Annotated in this window: 21 protein-coding genes; 12 read left to right on the top strand and 9 right to left on the bottom strand. The window is 73.1% G+C overall.

Annotated elements, in window-relative coordinates; translation table 11 throughout:
- Positions 1–11 precede the first annotated feature (11 nt).
- From EJG53_RS05205 to EJG53_RS05190, 4 genes are all read right to left on the bottom strand, one after another.
- Positions 12–1,025, bottom strand: coding sequence for a zinc-dependent alcohol dehydrogenase family protein (locus tag EJG53_RS05205; protein WP_125043847.1), 1,014 nt, complete (start codon positions 1,023–1,025; stop codon positions 12–14).
- Positions 1,026–1,105: 80 nt separating this feature from the next.
- Complete coding sequence (locus EJG53_RS05200) at positions 1,106–1,555, bottom strand: RpiB/LacA/LacB family sugar-phosphate isomerase (RefSeq protein WP_244954989.1); 450 nt, start codon at positions 1,553–1,555, stop codon at positions 1,106–1,108.
- Between the two features lie 10 nt (positions 1,556–1,565).
- Positions 1,566–2,405: a triose-phosphate isomerase family protein gene (locus EJG53_RS05195; protein WP_244954988.1), complete on the bottom strand. Its 840-nt coding sequence runs from the start codon at positions 2,403–2,405 to the stop codon at positions 1,566–1,568.
- A gap of 126 nt (positions 2,406–2,531) precedes the next feature.
- Complete coding sequence (locus EJG53_RS05190) at positions 2,532–3,851, bottom strand: aldehyde dehydrogenase family protein (protein WP_125043845.1); 1,320 nt, start codon at positions 3,849–3,851, stop codon at positions 2,532–2,534.
- A 152-nt stretch (positions 3,852–4,003) separates the two neighbouring features.
- Between EJG53_RS05190 and EJG53_RS05185 the strand changes: the two genes are divergently transcribed.
- The 3 genes from EJG53_RS05185 (at position 4,004) to EJG53_RS05175 (ending at position 7,793) form a co-directional block, all read left to right on the top strand.
- Positions 4,004–4,432, top strand: a complete 429-nt coding sequence (locus EJG53_RS05185; RefSeq protein ID WP_125043844.1) for a MarR family winged helix-turn-helix transcriptional regulator — start codon at positions 4,004–4,006, stop codon at positions 4,430–4,432.
- 219 nt (positions 4,433–4,651) lie between these two features.
- On the top strand, positions 4,652–6,781 hold the full coding sequence (locus EJG53_RS05180) for a restriction endonuclease (protein WP_125043843.1): 2,130 nt from the start codon (positions 4,652–4,654) through the stop codon (positions 6,779–6,781).
- Positions 6,782–6,809: 28 nt separating this feature from the next.
- A complete protein-coding gene (locus tag EJG53_RS05175) occupies positions 6,810–7,793 on the top strand; it encodes a phosphotransferase family protein (protein WP_125043842.1) in 984 nt (327 codons plus the stop codon).
- 30 nt (positions 7,794–7,823) lie between these two features.
- On the opposite strand, the gene EJG53_RS05170 is transcribed toward EJG53_RS05175, so the two are convergent.
- Entirely contained in the window at positions 7,824–8,771 is a 948-nt protein-coding gene (locus EJG53_RS05170; RefSeq protein ID WP_244954987.1) for an aminoglycoside phosphotransferase family protein, read from the bottom strand.
- A gap of 243 nt (positions 8,772–9,014) precedes the next feature.
- Here EJG53_RS05170 and EJG53_RS05165 point away from each other — a divergent pair, with 243 nt between their 5' ends.
- From EJG53_RS05165 to EJG53_RS05130, 8 genes are all read left to right on the top strand, one after another.
- A complete protein-coding gene (locus EJG53_RS05165) occupies positions 9,015–10,193 on the top strand; it encodes a CapA family protein (RefSeq protein ID WP_125043841.1) in 1,179 nt (392 codons plus the stop codon).
- A 185-nt stretch (positions 10,194–10,378) separates the two neighbouring features.
- The gene (locus tag EJG53_RS05160; RefSeq protein WP_174856529.1) at positions 10,379–11,005 is read left to right on the top strand and encodes a TetR/AcrR family transcriptional regulator; all 627 of its coding nucleotides are present in this window, start codon (positions 10,379–10,381) and stop codon (positions 11,003–11,005) included.
- Positions 11,006–11,295: 290 nt separating this feature from the next.
- Positions 11,296–12,531, top strand: a complete 1,236-nt coding sequence (locus tag EJG53_RS05155) for a cytochrome P450 (protein ID WP_125043839.1) — start codon at positions 11,296–11,298, stop codon at positions 12,529–12,531.
- Between the two features lie 43 nt (positions 12,532–12,574).
- On the top strand, positions 12,575–12,769 hold the full coding sequence (locus EJG53_RS05150) for a ferredoxin (protein WP_030022493.1): 195 nt from the start codon (positions 12,575–12,577) through the stop codon (positions 12,767–12,769).
- Positions 12,766–14,049 (top strand): NAD(P)/FAD-dependent oxidoreductase, encoded by a 1,284-nt coding sequence (locus EJG53_RS05145; RefSeq protein ID WP_125043838.1) that lies wholly within the window; start codon positions 12,766–12,768, stop codon positions 14,047–14,049. The genes EJG53_RS05150 and EJG53_RS05145 overlap by 4 nt, the downstream gene beginning before the upstream one ends.
- A gap of 82 nt (positions 14,050–14,131) precedes the next feature.
- Complete coding sequence (gene uvrA / locus EJG53_RS05140) at positions 14,132–16,555, top strand: excinuclease ABC subunit UvrA (RefSeq protein ID WP_125043837.1); 2,424 nt, start codon at positions 14,132–14,134, stop codon at positions 16,553–16,555.
- A 112-nt stretch (positions 16,556–16,667) separates the two neighbouring features.
- Positions 16,668–16,880: an EF-hand domain-containing protein gene (locus EJG53_RS05135; RefSeq protein WP_125043836.1), complete on the top strand. Its 213-nt coding sequence runs from the start codon at positions 16,668–16,670 to the stop codon at positions 16,878–16,880.
- Positions 16,881–17,812: 932 nt separating this feature from the next.
- A complete protein-coding gene (locus tag EJG53_RS05130) occupies positions 17,813–18,487 on the top strand; it encodes a transglycosylase SLT domain-containing protein (protein WP_125043835.1) in 675 nt (224 codons plus the stop codon).
- Positions 18,488–18,661: 174 nt separating this feature from the next.
- Here the strand turns inward: EJG53_RS05130 and EJG53_RS05125 are convergent, their stop codons facing one another.
- Positions 18,662–20,107, bottom strand: coding sequence for an amino acid permease (locus EJG53_RS05125; protein WP_125043834.1), 1,446 nt, complete (start codon positions 20,105–20,107; stop codon positions 18,662–18,664).
- Between the two features lie 189 nt (positions 20,108–20,296).
- Here EJG53_RS05125 and EJG53_RS05120 point away from each other — a divergent pair, with 189 nt between their 5' ends.
- Positions 20,297–20,518 (top strand): dodecin, encoded by a 222-nt coding sequence (locus tag EJG53_RS05120; protein ID WP_125043833.1) that lies wholly within the window; start codon positions 20,297–20,299, stop codon positions 20,516–20,518.
- A gap of 61 nt (positions 20,519–20,579) precedes the next feature.
- Here EJG53_RS05120 and EJG53_RS05115 read toward each other — a convergent pair whose 3' ends face one another.
- The 3 genes from EJG53_RS05115 to EJG53_RS05105 are packed head-to-tail and all read right to left on the bottom strand — an operon-like array spanning position 20,580 to position 23,055.
- A complete protein-coding gene (locus tag EJG53_RS05115) occupies positions 20,580–21,455 on the bottom strand; it encodes an ABC transporter permease (protein ID WP_125043832.1) in 876 nt (291 codons plus the stop codon).
- Complete coding sequence (locus EJG53_RS05110) at positions 21,452–22,300, bottom strand: ABC transporter ATP-binding protein (RefSeq protein ID WP_125043831.1); 849 nt, start codon at positions 22,298–22,300, stop codon at positions 21,452–21,454. The genes EJG53_RS05115 and EJG53_RS05110 overlap by 4 nt, the downstream gene beginning before the upstream one ends.
- Positions 22,297–23,055 carry a PIG-L deacetylase family protein gene (locus EJG53_RS05105; RefSeq protein WP_125043830.1) on the bottom strand — a complete coding sequence of 253 codons (759 nt, stop codon included), beginning with the start codon at positions 23,053–23,055 and terminating at the stop codon, positions 22,297–22,299. Before EJG53_RS05105 ends, EJG53_RS05110 begins: the two co-directional genes overlap by 4 nt.
- Positions 23,056–23,062 lie beyond the last annotated feature (7 nt).

The raw sequence follows: 23,062 nt of genomic DNA, 5'->3' as shown, positions 1-23,062 counted from the left end.
CACCGGCGCCCTCAGTCCACCGGCCCGTTCGGCACGATCTGCAGCTTCCGCCCGGTGCCCAGTTCGAAGGTCCGCAGCGCCTCCGCGTACTGGTCCAGCCCGAAGCGGTGCGTGATCATGGTTTCGCAGTCGATCACGCCCTTGCCCAGCATCTCGACCGCCCGGCCGTACGTGTGCAGGATCGCCATGCTGCCGACGATGCGGATCTCGTCGTTGTAGACCCGGAACGGTGAGAACCGCGCCATCTCCTGGTCGGGCGCACAGCCGAACTGCTGGAACGTGCCGCCGCGGATCGGCCGGGTCAGGCCGTCCTCGATGGCCCGTACGTTGCCGGTGCAGTCGGTGACCACCTGCCAGCCGAGCGGATGCCCGGCGGTGAGGTGGTCGGCGCTGGTGGCGACGGCGTCCGCGCCCAGGTGCCGGGCGACCGCCAGCCGGTCCTCGTTGATGTCGACCACCGAGACCGACGCGGCGCCCGCGCGCTGCGCGACCTGGAGGTAGAGCAGGCCCATGGTGCCCGCACCGTAGATCAGGAAGTGGTCGCCGAGCTTCGGACCGACGATGTCGAAGCCGCGCAGGATGGTGGAGAGCGGCTCGATCAGCGGGGCGTGCCGGAGCGCGACGGTCTCCGGGAGGCGGTAGCAGTTGCCGGCCGGGACCTTGACGTACTCGGCGGCGGCGCCGTCCACCGTGATGCCGATGGTGCCCCACTTCTCGCAGAGGTTGCCGTGGCCGATGGCGCAGAAGTGACACGTACCGCAGTAGACCGCCGGGTCGGCGGCCACGGCGTCGCCCTCGGCGAGGCCGGTCACCGCCGAGCCCACCGCCACGATCTCGCCGGAGAACTCGTGACCGGGGATCACCGGGTACCGCGTCGGCCCGAACTCGCCCGCCAGCATGTGCACATCGGTGCCGCACAGCCCGGCGGCGGTCACCTTGACGACCACGTCGTCCGGGCCGGGCACCGGGTCGGGGACCTGGCTGACGGACAGTTTGCGCGGTTCCTCGATGACAACTGCACGCATGGGCGTGACCGCCTTTCGGAGGGGGAGGGGAGAGCGGGAGGCAGCGGGGCGGGCTCAGGCCGCGGGCAGGCCCGGAGAGGTCAGGTTGCGCGACTCGACCTGCTTGATCTTCTCCACCTTGGGCGCCGAACCGCCCCGGCGAAGTCCGAGACGAGCCAGTGTTCCAGGCACACCAGGGCGGCCTCCACGCCCATGGTGCGGCTGCCGAAACAGGCGATCTGCGCGTCGTTGGACTTGCGGGCGCGCTCCGCGCTGTAGCTGTCCGGTATCTGGGCGGCCCGGATGCCCGGCACCTTGTTGGCGGCGATGGCCATGCCGATGCCGGTGCCGCAGACCAGGACGGCGCGCTCGTGCTCGCCGCGAGCGACGCTGCGCGCGACCCGCTCCGCGACGTCCGGGTAGTCCTCGCCGTCCGCGGCGCTCAGGTCGGTGACCTGGTGGCCGCGTTCGGTGAGGTACGCGGCCATGGTGTCCTTCATGGCGGTCGCGGCGTCGTCGGCGCCGAGGGCGATGCGGTACGTGTCCTGCACGGTGAACTCCCTAGGGGCGGAGGGGAAGCGGGGCGGGCGCGGTGGCCGCGGCGGCTTCTTCGAGGACGAGGCGCAGGTTGGCGGTGTCGTGGGCGAGCCGGCCCAGGAACAGGCCGTCGACACTGCCGGCCAGCCGGCCGAAGGTGCCGGGTCCGGCGGTGCCGCCGTAGACGACCCGGCCGCGCACGCCGTGGTCGCGCAGGCAGGCGCGGACGGCCGAGGCCACCGCCCGTACGTGCCGGGCGGGCGCCGGTTCGCGGGCGCCGATCGCCCAGACCGGTTCGTACGCGACGATCACCTCGCTGTCCGGTCCCGCGCCGCCGAGGGCGGCCCGTACCTGGGTCAGCGTCTCCTCGACGGCTTGCGCGAGGCCGTTGTCGTGCCGCTCGCCCGCGCAGATGACGGGCACCAGCCCCGCCCGTACGGCGGCGCCGGTCTTGGCGGCCACGGTCGCGTCCGTCTCGCCGAAGTGGCGGCGCCGCTCCGCGTGGCCGACCTCGACGTACCGGGCGCCCGCCTCGGCGAGCATGCCCGCGGAGACCTCGCCGGTCCACGCGCCGGACTCGGCCCAGTGCACGTCCTGGGCGCCGTACGCGACGCCGGTGCCGTCCAGCAGTTCCCGGGCGTCGGCCAGGGCGGGGAAGGACGGCAGGACGAACAGGTCGACGGGGCGGGGGAGTTCCGCGAGGGCGTCCTTCAGGGCGGCGACGTCCGCGAGCCACGTCCGGGTCGCGGCCAGCCCGAAGTAGAGCTTCAGCGATACGCCGACGACCGGGCGGCGGCCCGCCTCCGGGGGCCCGGAGGCCCCGGAGAGCCGGGCCGCCGCCGACGTCGCGTTCTCAGGGATCACGTCGTTCATGATGCTTCAAACAAAAGCACATGTGAAGTTCTCAGATCAAGACGATAGGTTTCCCAGTTCGGTGAGATTTTTGTGGGGGAGGGGAGGGTGTGTGCCGTGTACGGCCGTACGCGGACCTCAGGCCAGCGGCTTGGACAGGACGGCCTTGCGGTGGCTGAACGTCTCGATCGAGTACCGGCCGTGGTAGCGGCCCATCCCGCTCTCCCCGACCCCGCCGAACGGCAGGTCGGACACGGTCAGATGGGCGACCGGCAGGCCGAAGCCGAGGCCGCCCGACGAGGTCTCCCCGGTCAGCCGCCGCCGGGTCTCCTCGGACTCCGTGAAGGCGTACAGGGCCAGCGGTTTGTCCCGGTCGTTGACGAAGTCGATGGCCGCGTCCAGGTCCGCCACCTCGACGACCGGCAGGATCGGCCCGAAGATCTCTTCCCGCATCACCGGGGCGTCGGGCGCCACGCCGCCGAGCACCGTCGGCGCGATGTACTTGCGGTCCCGGTCGTGCGTGCCGCCCGTGACCGTACGGCCGGAGCCGAGCAGGCCGGTCAGCCGGTCGAAGTGCCGCTCGTTGACGATCCGGCTGTAGTTCGGCGCGGCGGCGGGGTCGTCGCCGTAGAGGGCGGTGACGGCGCGGGCGAGGGCGGGCTCCAGGCGGGCCGCCGTCTCCGGGTCGGTCAGGACGTAGTCCGGCGCCACGCAGGTCTGGCCCGCGTTGAGGAACTTGCCGGCCACCAGCCGTGCGGCCACCGCGTCGGCGTCCGTGTCGCGGTCCACGAAGGCGGGCGACTTGCCGCCCAGCTCCAGGGTGACCGGGGTCAGGTGCTCCGCCGCCGCGCGCATCACGATGCGGCCCACGGTGCCGTTGCCCGTGTAGAAGATGTGGTCGAAGTGCTGCTCCAGCAGGGCCGTCGTCTCCGGGACGGCGCCCTCGACCACCGCGACCGCGTCCGCGTCCAGGAAGCGGGGCAGCAGACGGGCCACGGCGGCGGAGGTGGCGGGCGCCATCTCGCTGGGCTTGGCGACCACGCAGTTGCCGGACGCCAGGGCGCCGACCATCGGCGCGAGCAGCAGTTGCAGGGGGTAGTTCCAGGGGGCGATGACCAGGACGACGCCCAGCGGGTCGTACACCGTCCACGCCTCGGCGCCGCTCAGGTGGGGCGGCACCGGCGCGGGCTCGGGCCGCAGCCACTCCTCCAGGTGGTCGAGGGTGTGGTCGATCTCGCGCAGCGTGAAGTCGATCTCGGTGCGGTACGCCTCGGTCTCCCCCTTGCCCAGGTCCGCGTGGAGGGCGGCGGCGAAGTCCTTGCCGTGCTCGGTGAGCAGGGCGCGCAGCCGCCGCAACTGGTCGGTGCGCCATTCCAGAGGGGCGGTGCGGCCGGTGCGGAAGGTGGCGCGCAGCCGCGCGACCACGGCGTCCGGCTGCTCGGGGGTGCTGCTGGTCATGGTGTCTCCGATGCGTACGGGGTGGAGCGGGGCCGGGCGGCGGGGGCGGGGGTAGGTCCCGCCGCCCGGTCGGTTCGCTTGACAAGGTCAAGCACCCGTTCCATGTAAATGCCAACGATTGCTGAAGTCAAGTAACCCGCTATCCTGGCCGCGTGTCCGACACCACCCGGCCCGCTCCCGACGACCTCCTCCCGCCGTTCGCCCGTACGGTCCGCGGCTACTACGACGATCTCGCCGCGGCCGCCCTGCGGCACGGCCTGAGCACCGCACAGGCCCGCGCGCTCATCGCCCTGGAGGAACCGCTCTCGATGAGCGCGCTCGCCGGCCATCTGGTCTGCGACGCCTCGAACGCGACCCGGCTCATCGCGCGGATGCAGGAGCGCGGGCTCGTACGGCGGGAGGCCGCGCCTCAGGACCGCCGGAGCAAGGTGGTCACCGCCACCGAAGAGGGCCGGGCGCTCGCCCTCCGGGTGCGCGCCGACATGCACGCCGTGCGCGGCGCGCTCGAAGCGCTCACGCCCGAGGAACGCGCCGCGCTGCTGCCCCTGCTGGAACGCCTGGGCACGCTCCTGGGGCGCTGAAGTTCCGCCTCCGGGGCACCGGACGCCCGGCTCCGGTCCGCCGAAGTCCCGGCTCCGGGGCGCCGAGGCCCTGTCGGGCCGCCCCTCGTCCGATCGGGGTCCGACCCGGCAGGGGACGACCCGTCGGGATCCCGCTAAAGTCGGATGAATACCCGCTGGTGGATGGGCCTGCGCGGGCTGTTTCGGGGTGCGCTGCCCCAGGGGAGGACGTAGATCCACATGAGTCGCCGCTCCAACGGATTAGTGGCCGTCTGGGCCGAGGCGCAGCGTCAGCAGCAGCGCCGCCAGGAGGCTCAGCGGCGAGCCGGCGAACAGGCCCGCCGCGACCAGGAGCGGCAACAGCGCGACACCGAACGCGCCATGGCCCGTATGCAGCGCGAACGCCGGGACGCGTACCGGCAGCAGCGCGAGGCCGACGCCCGCCGCCGCACCGAGGAACTGGACGCGCGCATGGCGGAGTTGTCCGGCCTGCTGGCCGACGGCTGCCGGGCCCCGGCGTTCACCGCCGACGCGCTGCGCCGCCCCGAGCACGTCGAGGCGTTCGCACCCGGCCGGCTCGCCGTGCCCGTACCGATGCCCGACCCGTCCGCGTACCAGCCGCAGGCCGGCGGCTGGAGCCTCGGCGGGGCCCGCCGCGCGCAGGCGCAGGAAGAGGCCCGCGCCCGTTACGAACACGACTGGCACGCCGCGCAGGCGGCGGAGGCGCAGCGCCTGCGTCAACTGGAGGATTACCGGAGGCAGTACGACCAGTGGGCCGCCGGTCAGTTGGCGGAGATCCGGAGCTATAACGCCGCGGTCGAGGAGCTGCTGACGGGCCTGCGCGGCGGCGACCCCGACGCGGTGGTGGAGTACTTCTCCGCCGCGCTGTACGCCGCCACGGGCTGGCCGCAGGGCTTCCCGCGCCGGGTCCACGCCGCTTTCGACCCGGCGGCCCGGCAGCTCGTACTGGACTGGGAACTGCCCGGCTACGACATCGTGCCCGCGGCCAAGTCGGTGCGCTACATGTACGCCGCCGACCAGGACAAGGACGTCGCCCGGCCGGTGACCCAGCGGCGGGCGGCCTACCGCGACGTGCTGGCCCAGTCCGTCCTGCTGGTGGTGCACGACCTGTTCGCGGCGGACCCGTCCCGCACGCTCGACTCCGTGGTGGTCAACGGCTTCGTCGACGACGTGGACCCGGTCACCGGGCGTCCCGCGCAACTGTGCCTGGCCACCGTCACGGCCCTCCGGGACGCTTTCGAGGAACTGCACCTGGCGCAGGTCAGCGCGGTGGACTGCCTCACCGACGGGCTGCGCGGCCAGTTGTCCGCGCGCCCCGACCAGCGGGCCACCGTCCGGCCGGCGCGGCAGCCGGGGGACGTCGGCGGCGGCGTGGTGACGCACGGCGGCGACGCCGAGCCGGACCTGTTCACCATGGACCCGATCGCCTTCGAGGGGCTGGTCGCCGAGCTGTTCCGCGCGATGGGGATGCAGGCCGTGACGACCCAGCGGTCCGGGGACGGCGGGGTGGACGTGGACGCGCTGGACTCCGACCCCATCCGGGGCGGCAAGATCATCGTGCAGGTGAAGCGGTACCGCAACACCGTGCCGCCGACCGCCGTGCGCGACCTGTTCGGCACCGTCCAGTCCGAGGGCGCCAACAAGGGCGTACTGGTGACCACCTCCCGCTTCGGCCCCGGCGCCCACGCCTTCGCCAACGGCAAGCCCCTCACCCTCGTCAGCGGCCCCGAACTGGTCGACCTGCTGGCCCGCCACGGTCTGCGCGGACGCCTCGGCGCCGCCCCGGCCCCGGACCGGCGGCAGGCACCCGCCGAGGCCGACGAGGCGGAGACGGCGCAGGACCCGGCCCCGGAGGCGGAGCGGGACGGGGGCAGCATCCTCGGCATGAACTGGTCGGGCAGCGTCGCCCTCGACGTCTGCGCGCTGGTCTGCCAGGGCAACCGCGTACTGAGCGACGACCACTTCGTCTTCTACAACAACCCGCGCACCCCCGACGGCACCGTACGGATGCTGTCCGGCTTCGCCCCCGACCGCGCCGCGATACAGGTGGACTTCGACGCCCTGCCCGCTGCCGCCGACCGGTTCGTCCTCGTCGCGGCCGTCGACCCGGAGACCGACCCGCACGCGGACCTGTCCGGCTTCACCGACGCGTGCATCCGCCTGGTCGACGCGTCCGGCACCGAACTCGGGCAGCTCGAGGTCTCCGACGGGCGCGGCGGCGAAACGGCGCTGGTCCTCGGCTCCTTCCGCCGTCGCGCCAACGGTGACTGGGACTTCGTCCTCGGCGGCAAGGGCTATGAAGGCGGTTTGGAGGCGCTGGTGCAGGAGTACGGAATCGAGGTGGCCTGAGCCGCGGCAGGCGCTCTACGTTGTGGCCATGGTGACGCACGAGAACGTGGATGTCTTGGCAGCCGACTGCGACGACCCCGGGTGGGAGGGCACGCGCGCCTGGGTGGAGCAGCAGGTGGGCGGCGGATACCGGGTCGAGGCCGCCGAGCGGCTGCGCGGCGGCTGGACGTCGGAGATGCGGCGGCTGCGGATGGGCGGGCCCGGTGAGCCCCGGTGGCTGGTGCTCCGGTCCTTCGTCCGGCCGTTCTTCGCGCGGCACGCGGAGGGCCTGCTGACGCGCGAGGCGGACACCCTGCGTCTGCTCGGCGGGACGGACGTGCCCGCGGCGGCGTTCCACGCGGTGGACGCGACCGCGGCACACTGCGCCCACCCGTCGTTGCTGATGTCCCTGCTGTCCGGCACCGTGCGCGTGGACGAGGCGGAGGCCGCCCTGCGTACGCCGCTGCTGGCGCGCCAGCTCCTCGGCATCCACCGGATACAGGTCCCGGAGGGGGCCCGCCCGCGCGCGTACGAGGCGTGGGCCGCGCCGGACCGGGTGCGCCTGCCCGAAAGCACCGGCCGCCCGGACCTGTGGGAGCGGGCCGTGGACGTCATCCGCCGCGAGCCTCCCGCGTACCGACCGTGCTTCCTGCACCGCGACTTCCACCCCGGCAACGTGCTCTTCACCGGCCGGGGCAGCGGCCTGCGGATCACGGGCGTCGTCGACTGGGTGGAGACGTCCTGGGGCCCGGCCGATCTGGACGTGGCGCACTGCTCCACGGCCCTGGCCCTCCTGCACGGCGTCGAGGAGGGGATGCGGCTGGCCGACGCCTACGCGGCGGCCGGAGGGGTAGTGAGCGACGACCCCGCGGATCACCTGTACTGGCGCGTCCTGGACGCCCTCGGGTTCGCTCCCGACGCCGGCAAGGTCGGGACGCCGTGGCGGGAGCTGGGGCGGCACGACCTGACACCGGACCTGCTGGCGAGCAGGCTGGAGGACTATCTCCAGGAACTGTTCCGCACGTTCGGCTGAGCGCGCCCGGCCGCGCAGGGCTGCCGCTTCTCACAGTCCCGCCAGCCCCGCCAGTACCGCCGCCACCTCCAACTCCTCCGCGCCGTCCTGGACGTCCCCCTGACCGGCGCACCACAGGGCGTTCTCCACCGTGCGGGCCGTCGCCCAGGCCAGCAGGCGGGCCGGGGGCTCGTCGAGGGCGTCGGCCACCAGGGTGAAACGTTCCCGCAGGACCGGGCGCGGGTCGTCGTACCCGAAGGGGTCGTCGATCTGTTCCAGCAGCGGCCAGGGGTCGTAACCCGGGTCACCGACCATGGACTTGGGGTCGATGGCCAGCCACGGGCGGCGCCGCGCGGAGAGGACGTTGCCGGGGTTGAAGTCGCCGTGCACCACGACCTCGCGGGTGGCGGTGGCGGGCAGTTCGCGCAGCAGCCGGGCGCCGAGCCGGACGAGCCCGGGGTCGTAGCCGGGCCGGATCCGGGCCATCCGGTCCTCGATCATGCCGGCCCACTCGGCGCACACGTCGGCGACCCGCTCCAGCTCACCGTCGGGCGGTGCGGGCGCGGCCCACAGCTCGCGCAGGACGCCGGCGGCGAGCAGCAGTCGTTCGTCGGCGGGGAGCGGACTGTCGTCCAGCTCGCCGCCCGGTGTGCAGCGCTCGACCAGCAACGCGTACCGCTCCCGGTCGTGGCGCAGCAGCCGTACGGCGCCGCTGCCGTCCCAGGCGCGCAGGGCCGGTGCCTCCCCGGCGGCCTCGCGGTGCGGCCAGGTCACCTTGAGCACCGCGTCACCGCCGTCCGGGAGGCGCACGGGGGCGACCCACGAGCAGCTCCCGCCGTGCAGCGGCACGCCCAGTCGCAGGTCCCACTCCTCCTGGACGGACCGGACGACGGCAGGCAGCCGGTCCAGCCACGCGCGCCCCTCCGGGGTGCGGCCCACGGTGGCGTACACGGGGAGGCCGGCGGGGAAGAGGTCGCTGCTCAGGGGGGCTCGGGCCATCCGGGCACCCTAGCTGTCCCGGGTTCCCCGGTGGGCTGATTTGTTTTCGGATCGGTTGATCCGTTGTTGCTTGACGGGCGGGTGGGGCGGAGTCCGGCCGCCACGCCCGGAGCGCGCTGATTATGAGGGCTCCGCCCGCCCGCGCGAGCCGGTGCGCCCCGGTCGGGCGGTGGCGGGGGACCACCGGTGTCAGCAGGTGCATTAATCGGTTTATTGCACCATTCGGGCTGTTATGGGTCTGGCATGAACCAGTACCGACCGTACGGCGCCGCCCTGCTCCTGATATCCCTGGCCACGGGCTGCGCGGCCCAGCAGGGCCCCGGACGGCCCGCACGCCCCGCCTCCGGGCCGGGCGACCACGCTTCCGCCCCCGCGACCGCCGCGCCGCAGCACTCCGGGCACCGGGTCTCCCAGGGCTTCACCCTCGCCGCCTCCGGGGACGTCATCGCCTCGTACCCGTCCGTACTGGAGACAGCGCGCCAGGACGCCGGAGACGGCGGATACGACTACCGGCCCATCCTGGCCGGGGTGAAACCGGTGATCGAGGGCGCCGACCTGGCGATCTGCCACCTGGAGACGCCCTTCGGGCCCGACGGCGGCCCGTTCACCGGATATCCGGCCTTCAAGGCGCCGCCCCAGGTGGCCGACGCGCTCAAGGCCACCGGCTACGACTCCTGTTCCACGGCGTCCAACCACACCCTCGACGACGGCGCCGAAGGCGTCCGGCGCACTCTCGACCGGCTGGACCGGGCCGGGATCAAGCACACCGGATCGGCCCGCGACGCGGCCGAGGCCCGCCGGCCCGCGCTGCTGAAGGCGCCCGGCGGGGCACGGGTGGCCCAGCTCTCGTACACGTACGGCACGAACGGCGTCCCGCAGCCGCAGGGCAAGCCGTGGACCGTCGGCGTCATCGACGCCGAGAAGATCGTCGCGGACGCGCGGGCCGCCCGCCGGGCCGGTGCCGACGTCGTCGTGGTCAGCCCGCACTGGGGCACCGAGTACCAGACCGAGCCGGACGAGCAGCAGCTCAAGGTCGCCAAGGCGCTCACGGAGGCGAAGACCGGCGGGCGGCCCGACATCGACCTCGTCGTCGGGACGCACGCGCACACCCCGCAGCCGTACGAGAAGCTCAACGGCACCTGGGTCGTCTACGGCATGGGCGACCAGATCGCCGGGATCATGGAGAAGCCGCGCGGCAACTGGGGCACCATCGCCCGCTTCCGCTTCGAGCCGCCCGCGAAGGACGGGCAGCGCTGGCGGGTCACCAAGGCCGAGTACATCCCCCAGCTCTCCGCCCACGGGCCCCCGCTGCGCATGGTCAACCTCGCCGCCACCGGGGACCGCCCCGACGTACGGGAAGGCATCCGCGAGGCCGTTCTCGGCCGGGGAGCGGAAGGCGCCGGACTCACCATGGGCCGCTGACGGGCGCGCGGCCGGCGGTGTCGCGCCGGGTGGCCCGGTGAGGGAGTGTTCCGCGATGTGAAACCCTGAGGGCCGGCCCGGACCGGTCGTGAGCACCACGGACACGGGCCCGCCGGGCGGCCGCTCCGCCCGGTGGACGGCGAACGATGGACAGCGGCACGGAGCGCGGAAAGGGCGTGACGGCGGTGGGTGAGAGTGCGGCCGTGCGGCCCCGTAATCCGCGCGGGCAGGGCGAGCGTCTGCGGGAGGAACTCCTGCGCGCCACCGAACGCCTCCTCGAAGAGGTGGGCAGCGAGGACGCCCTGTCGCTGCGCGCCGTGGCCCGCGAGGCGGGCGTCGCCGCCCCCAGCATCTACCGGCACTTCGCCGACAAGACCGAGCTGGTGTGGGCCGCGCTGGAGGTCAGCTACGAGCGGCTGCGGGCGGCGATGGCGGAGGCGTCGGCGGCGGCGGACACCGACGACCCGGTGGACCTGCTCCGCGCCCAGTTGCGCGCGTACTGCCGGTACGCCGTCGAGCACCCCGCCAAGTACCGCCTCCTGTACGAGACCCGCCAGACACCGGTCGAACCGGAGCGGCTGGCCGGGCACCCGGCGGGCCGCCTGGTGCGGGGCCTGCACGATTCCCTCACCGCGTGCGAGGCGGCCGGGTGGCGGGTGCGCGGGACGCGCGAAGAGGCGCCGTACGTGCTGTGGGCGGCGGTGCACGGCCGGGTCATGCTGTGGCAGGTCATGCCCAGCCGCAAGGACGCCGAACGGCTGTACCGCTATGTGGACGAGATCCTGCATCTGCTGATGGAGCGGGCGGGCTGAGCTCCGGGGTCTTGTGGGCCGGGTGTTCCGGGAGCGCTGGGCCCTCCTGAAGCGGGCGTTCGTTCCCGTTCCCGAACCAGGTGCTCCTGAACCGGTTTTTCCTTCTCGAACCGGGCGCTCCGGGAGCGCTCCGGCCATTTCCGGCACCCCGTCGACGCGGTGTGCCGCTCAGCGCTCACCACCCCACCCCCCATCGTCGTACCCCTGCGTTACGCGTGTAAGTTTACGGGCGTTAGGTGAACGTCCGACACAGGGCGCACGCCCCTGCCCGCGTGCTCCCAAGGAGCGACATGACCCCCTCTCCCGCTTCTCCCGCCCCCGCGCCGGCCGCCGCGCCCGCGCTGCCCGTGCAGCCGCCGCAGGGCTGCCCGTTCGACCCGCCCGCCGAGTTCGCCCGGCTGCGTACCGAAGCGCCGCTGTCGAAGATCTCGCTGCCGGACGGCACCGAAGCCTGGCTGGCCACCCGGTACGCCGACATCCGCGCCATCCTGGGCGACACCCGCTTCAGCTCCGACACCACCCGTCCCGGCTACCCGCTCAGCGGCATGACCGGCGGCGCCACCACCGAGCACCGCGGCTTCATCCGCATGGACCCGCCCGAGCACACCCGGCTGCGCCGCATGGTCACCCGGGAGTTCATGGTCAAGCGGGTCGAGGCGATGCGCCCCGAGATCCAGCGCCTGACCGACGAGCTGTGCGACGCCATGGAAGAGCGCGCGGGCCAGGACGTGGACCTCGTCGAGGCGCTGGCACTGCCGGTGCCCTCGCTCGTCATCAGCCTGCTGCTCGGCGTCCCGTACGACGACCACGAGGTGTTCCAGCGGCTCACCGGCACCCTGCTCTCCCGCACGGTCACCGACGAGGAGCGCGAGAGCGCGCGGGCCGAGCTGCGCGCCTACCTGCACCAGTTGGTGAGCGCCAAGGAGGCGGCGCCCGGCGACGACATCCTCGGCCGACTGATCACCGAGCAGCAGGTGCCCGGCGAGATCACCCACGACGACGTGGTCGCCTTCGCCGCGCTGCTGCTCATCGCGGGCCACGAGACCACCGCCAACATGATCGGCCTGAGCGCGCTCACCCTGATGCGCGACCGGGAGACCGCGGACCGGCTGCGCGCCGAGCCGAACCTGATCCGCGGCGCCGTCGAGGAGTTGCTGCGCTTCCACAGCATCATCCGTAACGGCCCGCGCCGCGCCGCCACCGAGGACATCGAGATCGGCGGGCAGCTCATCCGGGCCGGCGAGGGCGTCGTCGTGGCCGTACCGTCCGCCAACCGCGACCCGGAGGTCTTCGCGGACCCCGACGCGCTCGACGTGTGCCGCCCCAACGCCCAGCACCACGTCGCCTTCGGCTACGGCATCCACCAGTGCCTCGGCCAGGCACTGGCCCGCGTCGAGCTCCAGGTCGTCATCGGCACGCTGCTGCGCCGCTTCCCGGAGATGCGCCCCGCGGTCCCCGTGGACGAGATCCCGTACCGCAGCGACATGGCGATCTACGGCTGCCACACCCTGCCCGTCACCTGGTGACACCCCTCCTCCCCGTCCCGTCTGCCTCCAGGAGCCACCTGCCATGAACATCACCCTCGACGCCGACAAGTGCTGCGCCGCCGGCCAGTGCGTGCTGATCGCGCCCGACGTCTTCGACCAGCGTGACGAGGACGGCGTGGTCGTCCTCCTCGACGCCGCGCCGCCCGCCGACCAGCACGACATGGTCCGCGAGGCCGCCGCCATCTGCCCGGCCGCCGTGATCCAGGTGCACGAGTGACCCCCCGCCGCATCGCCGTCGTGGGCGCCTCGGCGGCGGGACTCGCCGCCGCCGAGGCCCTGCGCCGCTTCGGCTGGACCGGCACGCTGACCCTCGTCGGCGACGAGCCGCACCCGCCGTACGACCGGCCGCCGCTGTCCAAGCAGCTCCTCCAGGGCGCCTGGCAGCCCGACAAGCTGCACCTGCGCGCCGCCGACCAGCTCGACACCCTCGCCCTCGACCTGCGCCTCGGCACCCGGGCCACCGGCCTGGACACCGCGACCCGCACCCTCACCCTGGACAGCGGCGAACGGCTGGCCTGCGACGGCGTGATCGTCGCCACGGGCGTCGCGGCCCGCACCCTGCCGGACGCGGCCGGTCTGGACGGGGTGCTCACCCTGCGCACCCTTGAGGACGCGCTCGCCCTCAAGGAGCGGCTGTCCGGCACGGACCGGCGCCTCGTGGTCGTCGGCAACGGCGTCCTCGGTTGCGAGGCCGCGGCCGTGGCGCGCGAGCTGGGCCACCAGGTCACGCTCGTCGGCCGGGAAGCGCTGCCGATGGCCCGTACGGTCGGCCCGCAGATCGGCGAGCTGCTGGCGGCCGAGCACCAGGAGCACGGCGTACACCTGCGCACCGCGGCCGTCGACGGCTTCGAGGCGGACGGCGACGGGCCGGCGCGGCACGTGACCGCCGTACGGCTGGCCGACGGCACCCGGCTGCCCGCCGACACCGTCCTCGTCGCCATCGGCTCGGAGCCCGCCGTCGGCTGGCTGCGTGGCGACCCGGCCCTGGACACCGCCGACGGGCTGCGCTGCGACGCGTACTGCGCCGCCGCGCCCGGCATCTACGCCGCTGGTGACGTGGCCCGCTGGCAGCACCCCGTGCACGGGCGCCACCTGCGCGTCGAGCACCGGATGAACGCCACCGAGCAGGGCATGGCCGCTGCCCGCAACCTCCTCGCCGAACTGGAGGAGACCCTGCCGGAGGGCGGGGACGGGGCACTGGCCCCCGCCGCCGGACGGGAACGGCGCCCCTTCACGCCCGTCCCGTACTTCTGGTCCGACCAGTACGGCCTGAAGATCCAGGCGTACGGCGTGCTCAACGGCGCCGACCGGTCCGAGGCCACCGTCCTGGACCCGGACGCCCGGAAGGCCGTCGCTCTCTACGGGCGCGACGGGCAGGCCACCGGCATCCTGGCGATCGGCGTGCCGCCCCGCCAGACCCGGGGCCTGCGGGCGCTGATCGCCACGCCCGCTCCCTGGGAAGAGGCCCGCGAAGGCGTACGGAACGCCCTCGCGTGACGGCCGCCGCGGGCCCGCCCCCACCCCGACCACGGGGGCGGGCCCGCGCGCTGCCGCCAGGCGTTGACCGATCATGGAAGGTATGACCGACTCGTACGTACGGGTGCGCGGCGCCCGGGAACACAACCTCTGCAGTGTCGACGTGGACATCCCGAGGGACACCGTCACGGTGTTCACCGGCGTGTCCGGCAGCGGCAAGTCCTCGCTCGCCTTCGGCACCGTCTACGCCGAGGCGCAGCGCCGCTACTTCGAGTCGGTGGCCCCCTACGCACGCCGCCTGATCCACCAGGTCGGCGCGCCGAAGGTCGAGGACATCACCGGGCTGCCGCCCGCCGTCGCCCTGGAACAGCGGCGCTCGGCCCCCACCTCCCGCTCCTCCGTCGGCACCGTCACCACCCTCTCGAACTCGCTGCGGATGCTGTTTTCGCGCGCCGGTACGTACCCGGAGGACGCCCCGGAACGGCTCGACTCCGACGCCTTCTCCCCGAACACCGCGGCCGGCGCCTGCCCGGAGTGCCACGGCCTGGGCCGCGTCCACCGGGTCACGGAGGAATCACTCGTACCGGATCCGTCGCTGTCCATCCGGGACGGCGCGATCGCCGCCTGGCCCGGCGCCTGGCAGGGCAAGAACCTGCGGGACGTACTGGCAGCGCTCGGGTACGACATCGACAAGCCGTGGCGCGACCTCCCGGCCGCCGACCGGGACTGGATCCTGTTCACCGACGAGCAGCCCGTCGTCACCGTGCACCCCGTACGGGAAGCGGGCCGCATCCACCGGCCCTACCAAGGCCAGTACATGAGCGCCAAGCGCTACGTACTGCACACCTTCGCCGACTCCAAGAGCGAGACACTGCGCAAACGCGTCCAGCGCTACCTGGTCTCCGCGCCCTGCCCCGCATGCGGCGGGCGGCGGCTACGGCCGGAAGCGCTGGCCGTCACCTTCGCCGGCCGCGACATCGCGGAGCTTTCCGGCCTGCCGCTCAGCGGCCTCGCCGAGCTGCTGCGCCCGACGGCCGTGTCCGACGACGACGGGGTGGCGCCGACCCTGGCCCGCGACCTGGTCGCCCGTATCGACGTCCTCACCGAGCTGGGGCTGGGCTACCTCAGCATGGACCGGGCCGCCCCCACCCTGTCCTCCGGCGAACTCCAGCGGCTGCGGCTGGCCACCCAGCTCCGCTCCGGCCTCTTCGGCGTCGTCTACGTACTGGACGAGCCCTCGGCGGGCCTGCACCCGGCGGACACCGAGGCCCTGCTCACCGTGCTCGGCCGCCTGAAGGAAGCGGGCAACACCCTGTTCATCGTCGAGCACGACATGGACGTGGTGCGGCACGCGGACTGGATCGTGGACGTCGGGCCCGAGGCAGGCGTGCACGGCGGGCGGGTCCTGCACAGCGGGCCCGTCGCGGACCTCGCACAGGTCACCGAGTCCGCCACCCGCCGCTTCCTCTTCGACACTGCGCCGCCCGCCGCGCGCCCGCCCCGCGAGCCCACTGGGGAGCTGTCCCTGCACGGCGTCACCCTGCACAACCTGCGCGGGGTGGACGCCACCTTCCCGCTCGGCGTCTTCACGGCCGTCACCGGCGTCTCCGGGTCGGGCAAGTCCACGCTGGTCACCCGGGTCCTCGCGGACGCCGTGGCGGACCACCTCGGCGCCGGACCGGAGGAGGACGAGGAGAGCGCGGCCCGGGCACAGCTCGCCGAGGCCAAGGGCCTGGAGGCGGTAGACCGCCTCGTCCGCGTCGACCAGAAGCCCATCGGCCGTACCCCGCGCTCCAACCTCGCCACCTACACCGGCCTCTTCGACGCCGTACGCAAGGTCTTCGCCGCCACCGACGAAGCGCGCGCCCGCGGCTACACGGCGGGCCGCTTCTCCTTCAACGTCGCGAGTGGCCGCTGCGAGACCTGCCAGGGCGAGGGCTTCATCGCCGTCGAGCTGCTCTTCCTGCCCGGTACGTACGCGCCCTGCACCACCTGCCACGGCGCCCGCTACAACCCGGAGACCCTGCAGATCACCTACCGCGGCCGGAATGTCTCCGACGTGCTCGGCATGACGGTGGACACCGCGGCGGACTTCCTCGCCGACGTACCGGCCGCCGCCCGCAGCCTGCGCACCCTCCAGGACGTCGGCCTCGGCTACCTGCGCCTGGGGCAGCCCGCGACCGAGCTGTCCGGCGGCGAGGCCCAGCGCATCAAACTGGCCACGGAACTCCAGCGCGCCCACCGGGGCCACACCCTCTACCTCCTGGACGAACCCACCACCGGCCTGCACCCGGCCGACACCGAGGTGCTGCTGCGGCAGCTTCACGGGCTGGTGGACGCGGGCAACACCGTGGTGGTCGTCGAGCACGACATGGGGGTGGTCGCGGGCGCGGACCACGTCGTCGACCTGGGACCGGGCGGCGGCGCGGCCGGCGGCCGCATCGTGGCCACCGGGACACCGGCCGAGGTGGCGGCGTCGGCGGACAGCCGTACGGCGGTCTACCTGGCGCGCCGGATCGGCGGCTGAGCCGGGCGCGGGGGCCGGGAGGGCGGGCCGGGGCGGGGTCGGGGGTGGGGTGACAGTCGGTTAATGTACCCAGGTCAATTCAGTGGTACAGCGACTTCAAGGGGGCACTCCCGTGGCAGACATCGAGGCGGCCAAGGCGGCGTTCAACCGGTTCGACGCGGACGGCGACGGCCTGATCACCGCGGACGAGTACAAGCGGGCGATGGCGGAGATGGGGGACCCCTACGTCACCGGGCCGGTCGCCGAGGCCGTCATCGCCGCCAAGGACACGAACGCGGACGGCAAGCTCTCCTTCGAGGAGTTCTGGAAGTCGCTGCAGGGCTGAGGTGGGGGTGGGGGCGGTTCGGGGCCGGCTTGGGGCCGGGCCGGGGCCGGCCTGGAAGTGAGCCGGGCTGAACTGGGGCCGGGCCGGGCCGGGGCTGGTGCTGGGGTGGCCTCGGGGCGATTGGGGCTGGCTCCGGGTTGGCCCTGGGCCGATTCGGGCTGGTTCGGGACCGTGCCGGGGGCGTTCGTGACCCCGGCCCGGGGCCGAGCCGGGGCAGCCCTGGTCGGCCCTGCCGGGCGCCCGTCAGGGCGTGTTCCGGGGCGGCGGACTGTGGCTTCGTCCCGGCCCGCTCCGGGTAAGCCCCCAGTGGGGGAACGTGTGCGCTCGCCCCGTAGGCGCGACCCCGCGCCTGACCGCGCGCCCCGCCCCCACAGGCCGCCCCCGCGACCGGCCCACCAGCCGGCCGCTTTTTTGTTGCCAAAACGCCTATTGCGCTCATAGATTTCCCCGATCAATCCCTTTTCCAGGTGACCGGCACCACTTACCGATGCGGCGCCACGCCAAACGGTGACGCGGGCCACAAGGTTTTCCGCAGGTGGCCCGAAAACCGGGTTTCGAGGCCATTTCAAGCGGTTTCCGGTGGGCGCCACGCCCGGCCCCGAACGTGACGCGCAGCACGGGACTTCAGTCCCGTACGGCCTTTCTTAGTAATCCGCCGCAGAGATATTGCGGCCCGCGTCCATGGACTGAGTGGCGCCGGAAGGCCCTTTCTACGTAAAGGGGCCGTAGCCGGGGCCCGGTGAGCGGCTATTGCTTTCCAATTTGGCCGTCGCTAATCATTGCTGAGGCGCCGGGTTGATGCGTCGCGTAAATGCCTTCGGGGCGGACGCGGACAAGAACCCGGTTCTCGTGCCGCCAGTGGCTTCCTGCTCGTACCTCCCGCCAATGGCTGCCGCCCGCTCATTTCAGTGATTGGAAGAGGAATACCCCGCATGACCGCTCACACCCTGCTCCGCTCCGTCCGCGTGACCAAGACCCACAAGCTCTCCGTCGCCGTGCTGGCCGCCGCCGGTGCCACCGCGGCCCTGACGGTCCCCGCCGCGACCGGTGACGCGCACGCCGCCGCCTCCGCCGCGGTCAAGCCGGTCTCCGCGAACGGCCAGCCCACGGGTGCGAACACCAAGGCCGCCGACGCGCCCAAGGCCGGTGACGCGAAGGACGCGGCGGACACCAGGACCCTCGCCGAGTCGGTGAAGGTCACCGCCGTGGCCGGCCAGGGCCACACCGCCAAGGAGGCCGCCAGCCGGGCCGCCGACCGCAAGCCGGTCGAGTCCAAGCCGCGCTACGCGAACAACCTGGACGGCTGGATCAAGGAGTCGCTGGACATCATGAAGAAGAAGGGCATCCCCGGCAGCTACGAGGGCCTGCACCGCAACATCATGCGCGAGTCCAGCGGTAACCCGAACGTCGTCAACGACTGGGACATCAACGCCAAGAACGGCATCCCGTCCAAGGGCCTGCTCCAGGTCATCCAGCCCACGTTCGACCGCTACCACGTCGAGGGCACGGCCAACGACCTGACCGACCCGGTCGCCAACATCACGGCCGCCGCCAACTACGCCGCCCATCGCTACGGCTCCATGGACAACGTCAACTCGGCGTACTGAGCCCGGTGAGCAGGCAGCCGCGGTACACGGACCGCACCGCCCGGGACCACCCTCCCGGGCCGGGCGGACCACCGCCGCACGCTGAAACGTGAGCGCCCCAGGACCACGGGTCCAGGGGCGCTCCGTCGTGTTCCGGGATGTCGCGTTCCGGGCCCGGCGCGTCCGGACCGGCCGTCACAGCCGCCCGTCGCGGCCCTCCAGGCCGGTGCTCTCCCGTTCCGCCTTCCCCAGTTCGGAGTGCCGGCGGGAGTACGTGAAGTAGATGACCAGGCCGATCAGGAACCACACCGCGAAGCGCACCCAGGTCTGCCACTCCAGGAACGTGATCAGCCAGAGCGAGAAGACCACCCCGATCGCGGGCACCACCGGCATCCCGGGGGTACGGAACGTACGCGGCAGGTCGGGGCGCTTGTAGCGCAGCACGATCACCGCGACGCACACCACCACGAACGCCAGCAGAATGCCGATGTTCGTCAGCTCGGCGGCCTCCCCGATGGGCAGGAAACCCGCGATGGCTGCCGAGGCGATGCCCACGGTCCACGTCACCCGGGTCGGTACGTGCCGCCGAGGATGGGTCTTGGCGAACCATTTCGGCAGCAGCCCGTCCCGGCTCATGCTGAACCACACCCGGGTGACCCCCAGCATGAAGGTGAACATCACCGTGAGAATGCCGATGATCGCGCCCACCGCGATCACATCGGCCAGACTGCTCAGCCCCACCGACTTGAACGCCGAGGAGAAGCCGCTCTCCGGGTCGATGTCCGTGTAGTTCTGCATACCGGTGAGCACCAGGCAGGCCAGCACGTACAGCACCATCGAGATCATCAGCGAATACAGGATCGCCTTCGGCATGTGCCGCTGGGCGTCCTTGGACTCCTCCGCCGCGGTGCTCATGGCGTCGTAACCGAACACCGCGAAGAAAACCGTGGCCGCGCCCGTGAAGGCACCGCTGACGCCGAAGGGGAAGAACGGTGTGTAATTGCCGGTCCTGATGTGGAAGAAACCGACTCCGATGACCAGCAGTACGACCAGGACCTTCAGGCCCACGACGATGGTCTCGAAACGAGCCGCGTTCTTGATGCCGAGGTTCAGCAGATACGCGATGAACAGGCACAGCGCCGCAGCGAACAGGTCCACCCGGTGCCCCCCACCGGTCCCCGGCGCCCCCAGCATCCAGGCGGGCAGCTCCACCCCCATCTCGCCCAGCAGGAAGCTGAAGTAGCCGGAGATGCCGATCGCGACCACCGCCACGATCGCCGTGTACTCCAGCAGCAGGTCCCAGCCGATGAACCAGCCCGCCAGCTCGCCCAGCACCGCGTAGCCGTACGTGTACGCCGAGCCCGCCTTCGGGATGAGCCCCGCGAACTCGGCGTACGAGAACGCGGCCGCCGCGCTGGCCACGCCCGCGACGAGGAACGACACCAGCACCGCCGGACCGGCCTTGCCGTTCGCGACGGTCCCGGCGAGCGTGAAGATGCCCGCGCCGATGAGACCGCCGACCCCGATGGCGGTCAGTTGCCACAGGCCCAGCACCCGGTTGAGCTGTTCGCCCGAGCCGCCTTCCGTCTCCTGAACGACTTCGATCGGTTTACGCCGCCACACTCCCTGTCCCCCGCGCATCCCCGTGCCCCTCCCTCTCGATGACGGCCGATGGCCGGTCATCATGGCCCTTCGGGGGCGGCAGGGGAAGGCGACCGCCTGGCGGGGCTGAGTGGAACCGGTGAATCCGGGCACCCGGGGCGTGCGGCGGTCCGTACGAGGCCGCGTACGGACGGCCGGCACGGACACCGGCAGGACGAAGGAGCGGACATGTCGAATCACACGTACCGGGTGACGGAGATCGTGGGGACGTCCCCGGAGGGCGTGGACGCCGCGATCCGCAACGGCGTCAAGCGGGCGGCGCGGACGCTGCGGGGCCTCGACTGGTTCGAGGTGACCCAGGTGCGCGGGCACATCGTGGACGGGGACATCGAGCACTACCAGGTCGGGCTGAAGGTCGGGTTCCGGCTGGAGGACGCCGACGAGGGCTGACGGGGGCCAGGCACCAGGTGACGGCTGAGAGGCGCGCCGGGAGCCCGGCGCGCCCCTGCCCTCATGAGTACCGGGTCACCAGCCCGCGGCGCCGGAAGGACGCCACCATGCGGCCCAGGAAGAACAGGGCCAGAAGAAGCAGCGTGACGGTGCCCAGTGTGGCCACCGCCAGTTCGCGCCACGGTGTCGGCCCGCCGCCGGCCAGGGCCCGCCCGGCCGCGAAGACATGCGTCGTGGGCAGCGCCTGGGCGACCGGCTGGAGCGCCCCCGGCAGCGTCGAGACAGGGTAGAAGACACCCGACAGCGGCATCACCACCGACAGCCCGCCCCAGACGAGGGCCTCGGCGCCGCTGCCGTAGCGCAGCACCAGTCCCACCACCGCCAGGGCCACCGCCCAGCCGCACAGCAGGAGCAGCGCGGCGACCGGGATCAGCCCCAGGCCCAGGGACGTCACGTCGAAGGCGTACGCGCTGAAGGCCAGCGTGGCCACCGCGAGCGTGCTCAGCGCCGTCCGGACCAGGGCGAAGAGCCCCACCCCGGCCAGGTACTCCCAGCCGCGCAGCGGCGTGGTGAGCAGCCCGATCACATTGCGTGACCAGGTCTCCTCCAGGAAGCCGGTGGCCAGCGAGATCTGCGTCTGGTGGACCAGGTGCCACAGGACCGTGCCGCTGAGCAGGAAGACCGCGAACGCGGTCCCGGTGCCCAGCTCCGTGCCGGAGCCCGTCTGCGTCCCGCCGCCCGCCGCGCCCGTCGCCTTCGCGGCGAACAGCCCGATGGAGCCGTACAGCAGCGTGTCGACGACCGGCCACACGAGGACGTCGAAGATCCGGTGCGGGCTGCGGCGCAGCACCAGCCAGTGACGGCGGGCGACGGCGCGCACCCGGTGCGCGCTGGCCGCGGCGGACCCGCGCAGCTCAGGGGCCTCCACGGCGCTCATACGGCACCGGCCCCTTCCCGGTCGTCGGCCCCGGTACGGGCATCGGCCCCGGCCGAGGCATCGGCACCCGCCCCGCCGCCGCCCCGCGCCCGCTCGCGGTCCCGGGCCTCCGCGAGGTGCAGGAAGACCCCTTCCAGGTCACGCTGCTCGAACTGCCGCGCCACCTCCTGCGGCGTACCGTCCGCGGTCACCCGCCCGGCCGCCAGGAAGACCACCCGCTCGCACAGCCGCTCCACCTCGACCATGTCGTGGCTCGTCACCAGGAGCGCGGTGCCGTGCCGCGCGCACAGGTCCAGCAGCCCGGTGCGCACGCGCAGGGCGATGTCCGGGTCCAGCGCCGCGGTGGGTTCGTCCAGGACCAGCAGCCGGGGCGTGTGCAGGGACGCCTTGGCGATGCCGACCAGGGTCCGCTGGCCGCTGGACAGCTCGGTGCCGATCGCGTGGGCGAGGTGACCGATGCCGAAGTGGTCGAGGGCGCCCTCCACCGCCGCACGCGGGGCGCGCAGCCCGTACAGGTCCGCGTACAGCCGCAGGTACTCGCGCACCCGCAGCCGGTCGGGGAGCGGCAGGTAGCCGGCCGCGAAGCCGACGCCGCGCATGGCGGCCGGGCGGCCGGCGGGCAGCCGGTGGCCGAGGACGTGCACGCTTCCGGCGTCCGGCGCGACCGCGCCCAGGCACATCAGCAGGGTGGTGGTCTTGCCCGCGCCGTTGGGACCGAGCAGCCCGACCCGCTCGCCCTCGCGCACGGTCAGCCGTACGCCGTCCACGACGCGCCCGCGGCGGTATTCCTTCACCAGGTCGTGCGCTTCCAGGACGGGCGGCGGCGCGGCGCCGTGCGCGGTCATGCGTCCGCCCCGGCCGGCTGCGGGCGGCGTACCGGCGACCAGACGCGCTCGGCGCGCAGCGGGCCGCTCCGGGCCAGCAGTCTGCCGTGGTCGGCGGCGAGCGGGGCGAGCTGTGAGCTGTAGCAGTGCACCGCTTCCCGCTTGCGGGCCCACTCCTCGTCGGTCAGGACCAGGTCGTGCGCGAGGTCCATGCGGTAGCGGGCCGCCAGATCCTGGTAGGAGAGCCCGAAGGTCTGGTCGCGGCCGAGGGCGCGGTCGGTGTCCGGGGTGCCCCACTCGGGCAGGTGGCCGGTGTACGGGAGGTCGGCGTACAGGAGGGGCAGTGGTGCGCCCAGCTCGTCGAGGACGTGCAGGGCCCGGTCGCGCACCCGGCGGTGGTCGGCCTGGTTGGTGCCGATGGGCAGGAGGACGAGCGGGAGCGGCGTCGGCAAGGCGCGCAAGTAGGCGTCTATGTCCGTCAGTTCGTCCCCTTCGCCGTACGGGTCGTCGGGGTGGCTCAGTACGGTCCGGTCCACGCCGAGCAGGGCGGTGGCCCGCGCGTCCTCGGCGAGCCGGGCGCGGTGGGCCTCGGCGGCGGTGGAGAAGCCGCAGGTGCTGTCCCACCAGGAGACGGCGTGGTGTCCGGCGGGGGCGCCGCCGAACACGGTCACCACGGTCACCGGGGCCGGGAGCCGGGGGATCAGACCCGCCAGCGAGAGGACGGCGTCGTCGAAGTGCGGGGAGAGGATGACGGTGCGCGGCGGGGGAGGCGTCATGCGAATC

This window comes from Streptomyces chrestomyceticus JCM 4735, from assembly GCF_003865135.1.
Classification (GTDB): Bacteria; Actinomycetota; Actinomycetes; order Streptomycetales; family Streptomycetaceae; genus Streptomyces; species Streptomyces chrestomyceticus.
Note: the sequence above shows the minus strand (reverse complement) of the source record. Positions and strands in the feature narration are given on the sequence as shown.

Bases quoted from the DNA above. Each gene is read 5' to 3' on its own strand.
- EJG53_RS05125 (WP_125043834.1), bottom strand. From the start codon at position 20,107: ATGCGCGGGGGACAGGGAGTGTGGCGGCGTAAACCGATCGAAGTCGTT.
- EJG53_RS05180 (WP_125043843.1), top strand. From the start codon at position 4,652: ATGAGTCGCCGCTCCAACGGATTAGTGGCCGTCTGGGCCGAGGCGCAG.
- EJG53_RS05170 (WP_244954987.1), bottom strand. From the start codon at position 8,771: ATGGCCCGAGCCCCCCTGAGCAGCGACCTCTTCCCCGCCGGCCTCCCC.
- EJG53_RS05150 (WP_030022493.1), top strand. From the start codon at position 12,575: ATGAACATCACCCTCGACGCCGACAAGTGCTGCGCCGCCGGCCAGTGC.
- EJG53_RS05130 (WP_125043835.1), top strand. From the start codon at position 17,813: ATGACCGCTCACACCCTGCTCCGCTCCGTCCGCGTGACCAAGACCCAC.
- EJG53_RS05175 (WP_125043842.1), top strand. From the start codon at position 6,810: ATGGTGACGCACGAGAACGTGGATGTCTTGGCAGCCGACTGCGACGAC.
- EJG53_RS05165 (WP_125043841.1), top strand. From the start codon at position 9,015: ATGAACCAGTACCGACCGTACGGCGCCGCCCTGCTCCTGATATCCCTG.
- EJG53_RS05190 (WP_125043845.1), bottom strand. From the start codon at position 3,851: ATGACCAGCAGCACCCCCGAGCAGCCGGACGCCGTGGTCGCGCGGCTG.
- EJG53_RS05105 (WP_125043830.1), bottom strand. From the start codon at position 23,055: ATGACGCCTCCCCCGCCGCGCACCGTCATCCTCTCCCCGCACTTCGAC.
- EJG53_RS05115 (WP_125043832.1), bottom strand. From the start codon at position 21,455: ATGAGCGCCGTGGAGGCCCCTGAGCTGCGCGGGTCCGCCGCGGCCAGC.
- uvrA (WP_125043837.1), top strand. From the start codon at position 14,132: ATGACCGACTCGTACGTACGGGTGCGCGGCGCCCGGGAACACAACCTC.
- EJG53_RS05120 (WP_125043833.1), top strand. From the start codon at position 20,297: ATGTCGAATCACACGTACCGGGTGACGGAGATCGTGGGGACGTCCCCG.
- EJG53_RS05110 (WP_125043831.1), bottom strand. From the start codon at position 22,300: ATGACCGCGCACGGCGCCGCGCCGCCGCCCGTCCTGGAAGCGCACGAC.
- EJG53_RS05155 (WP_125043839.1), top strand. From the start codon at position 11,296: ATGACCCCCTCTCCCGCTTCTCCCGCCCCCGCGCCGGCCGCCGCGCCC.
- EJG53_RS05205 (WP_125043847.1), bottom strand. From the start codon at position 1,025: ATGCGTGCAGTTGTCATCGAGGAACCGCGCAAACTGTCCGTCAGCCAG.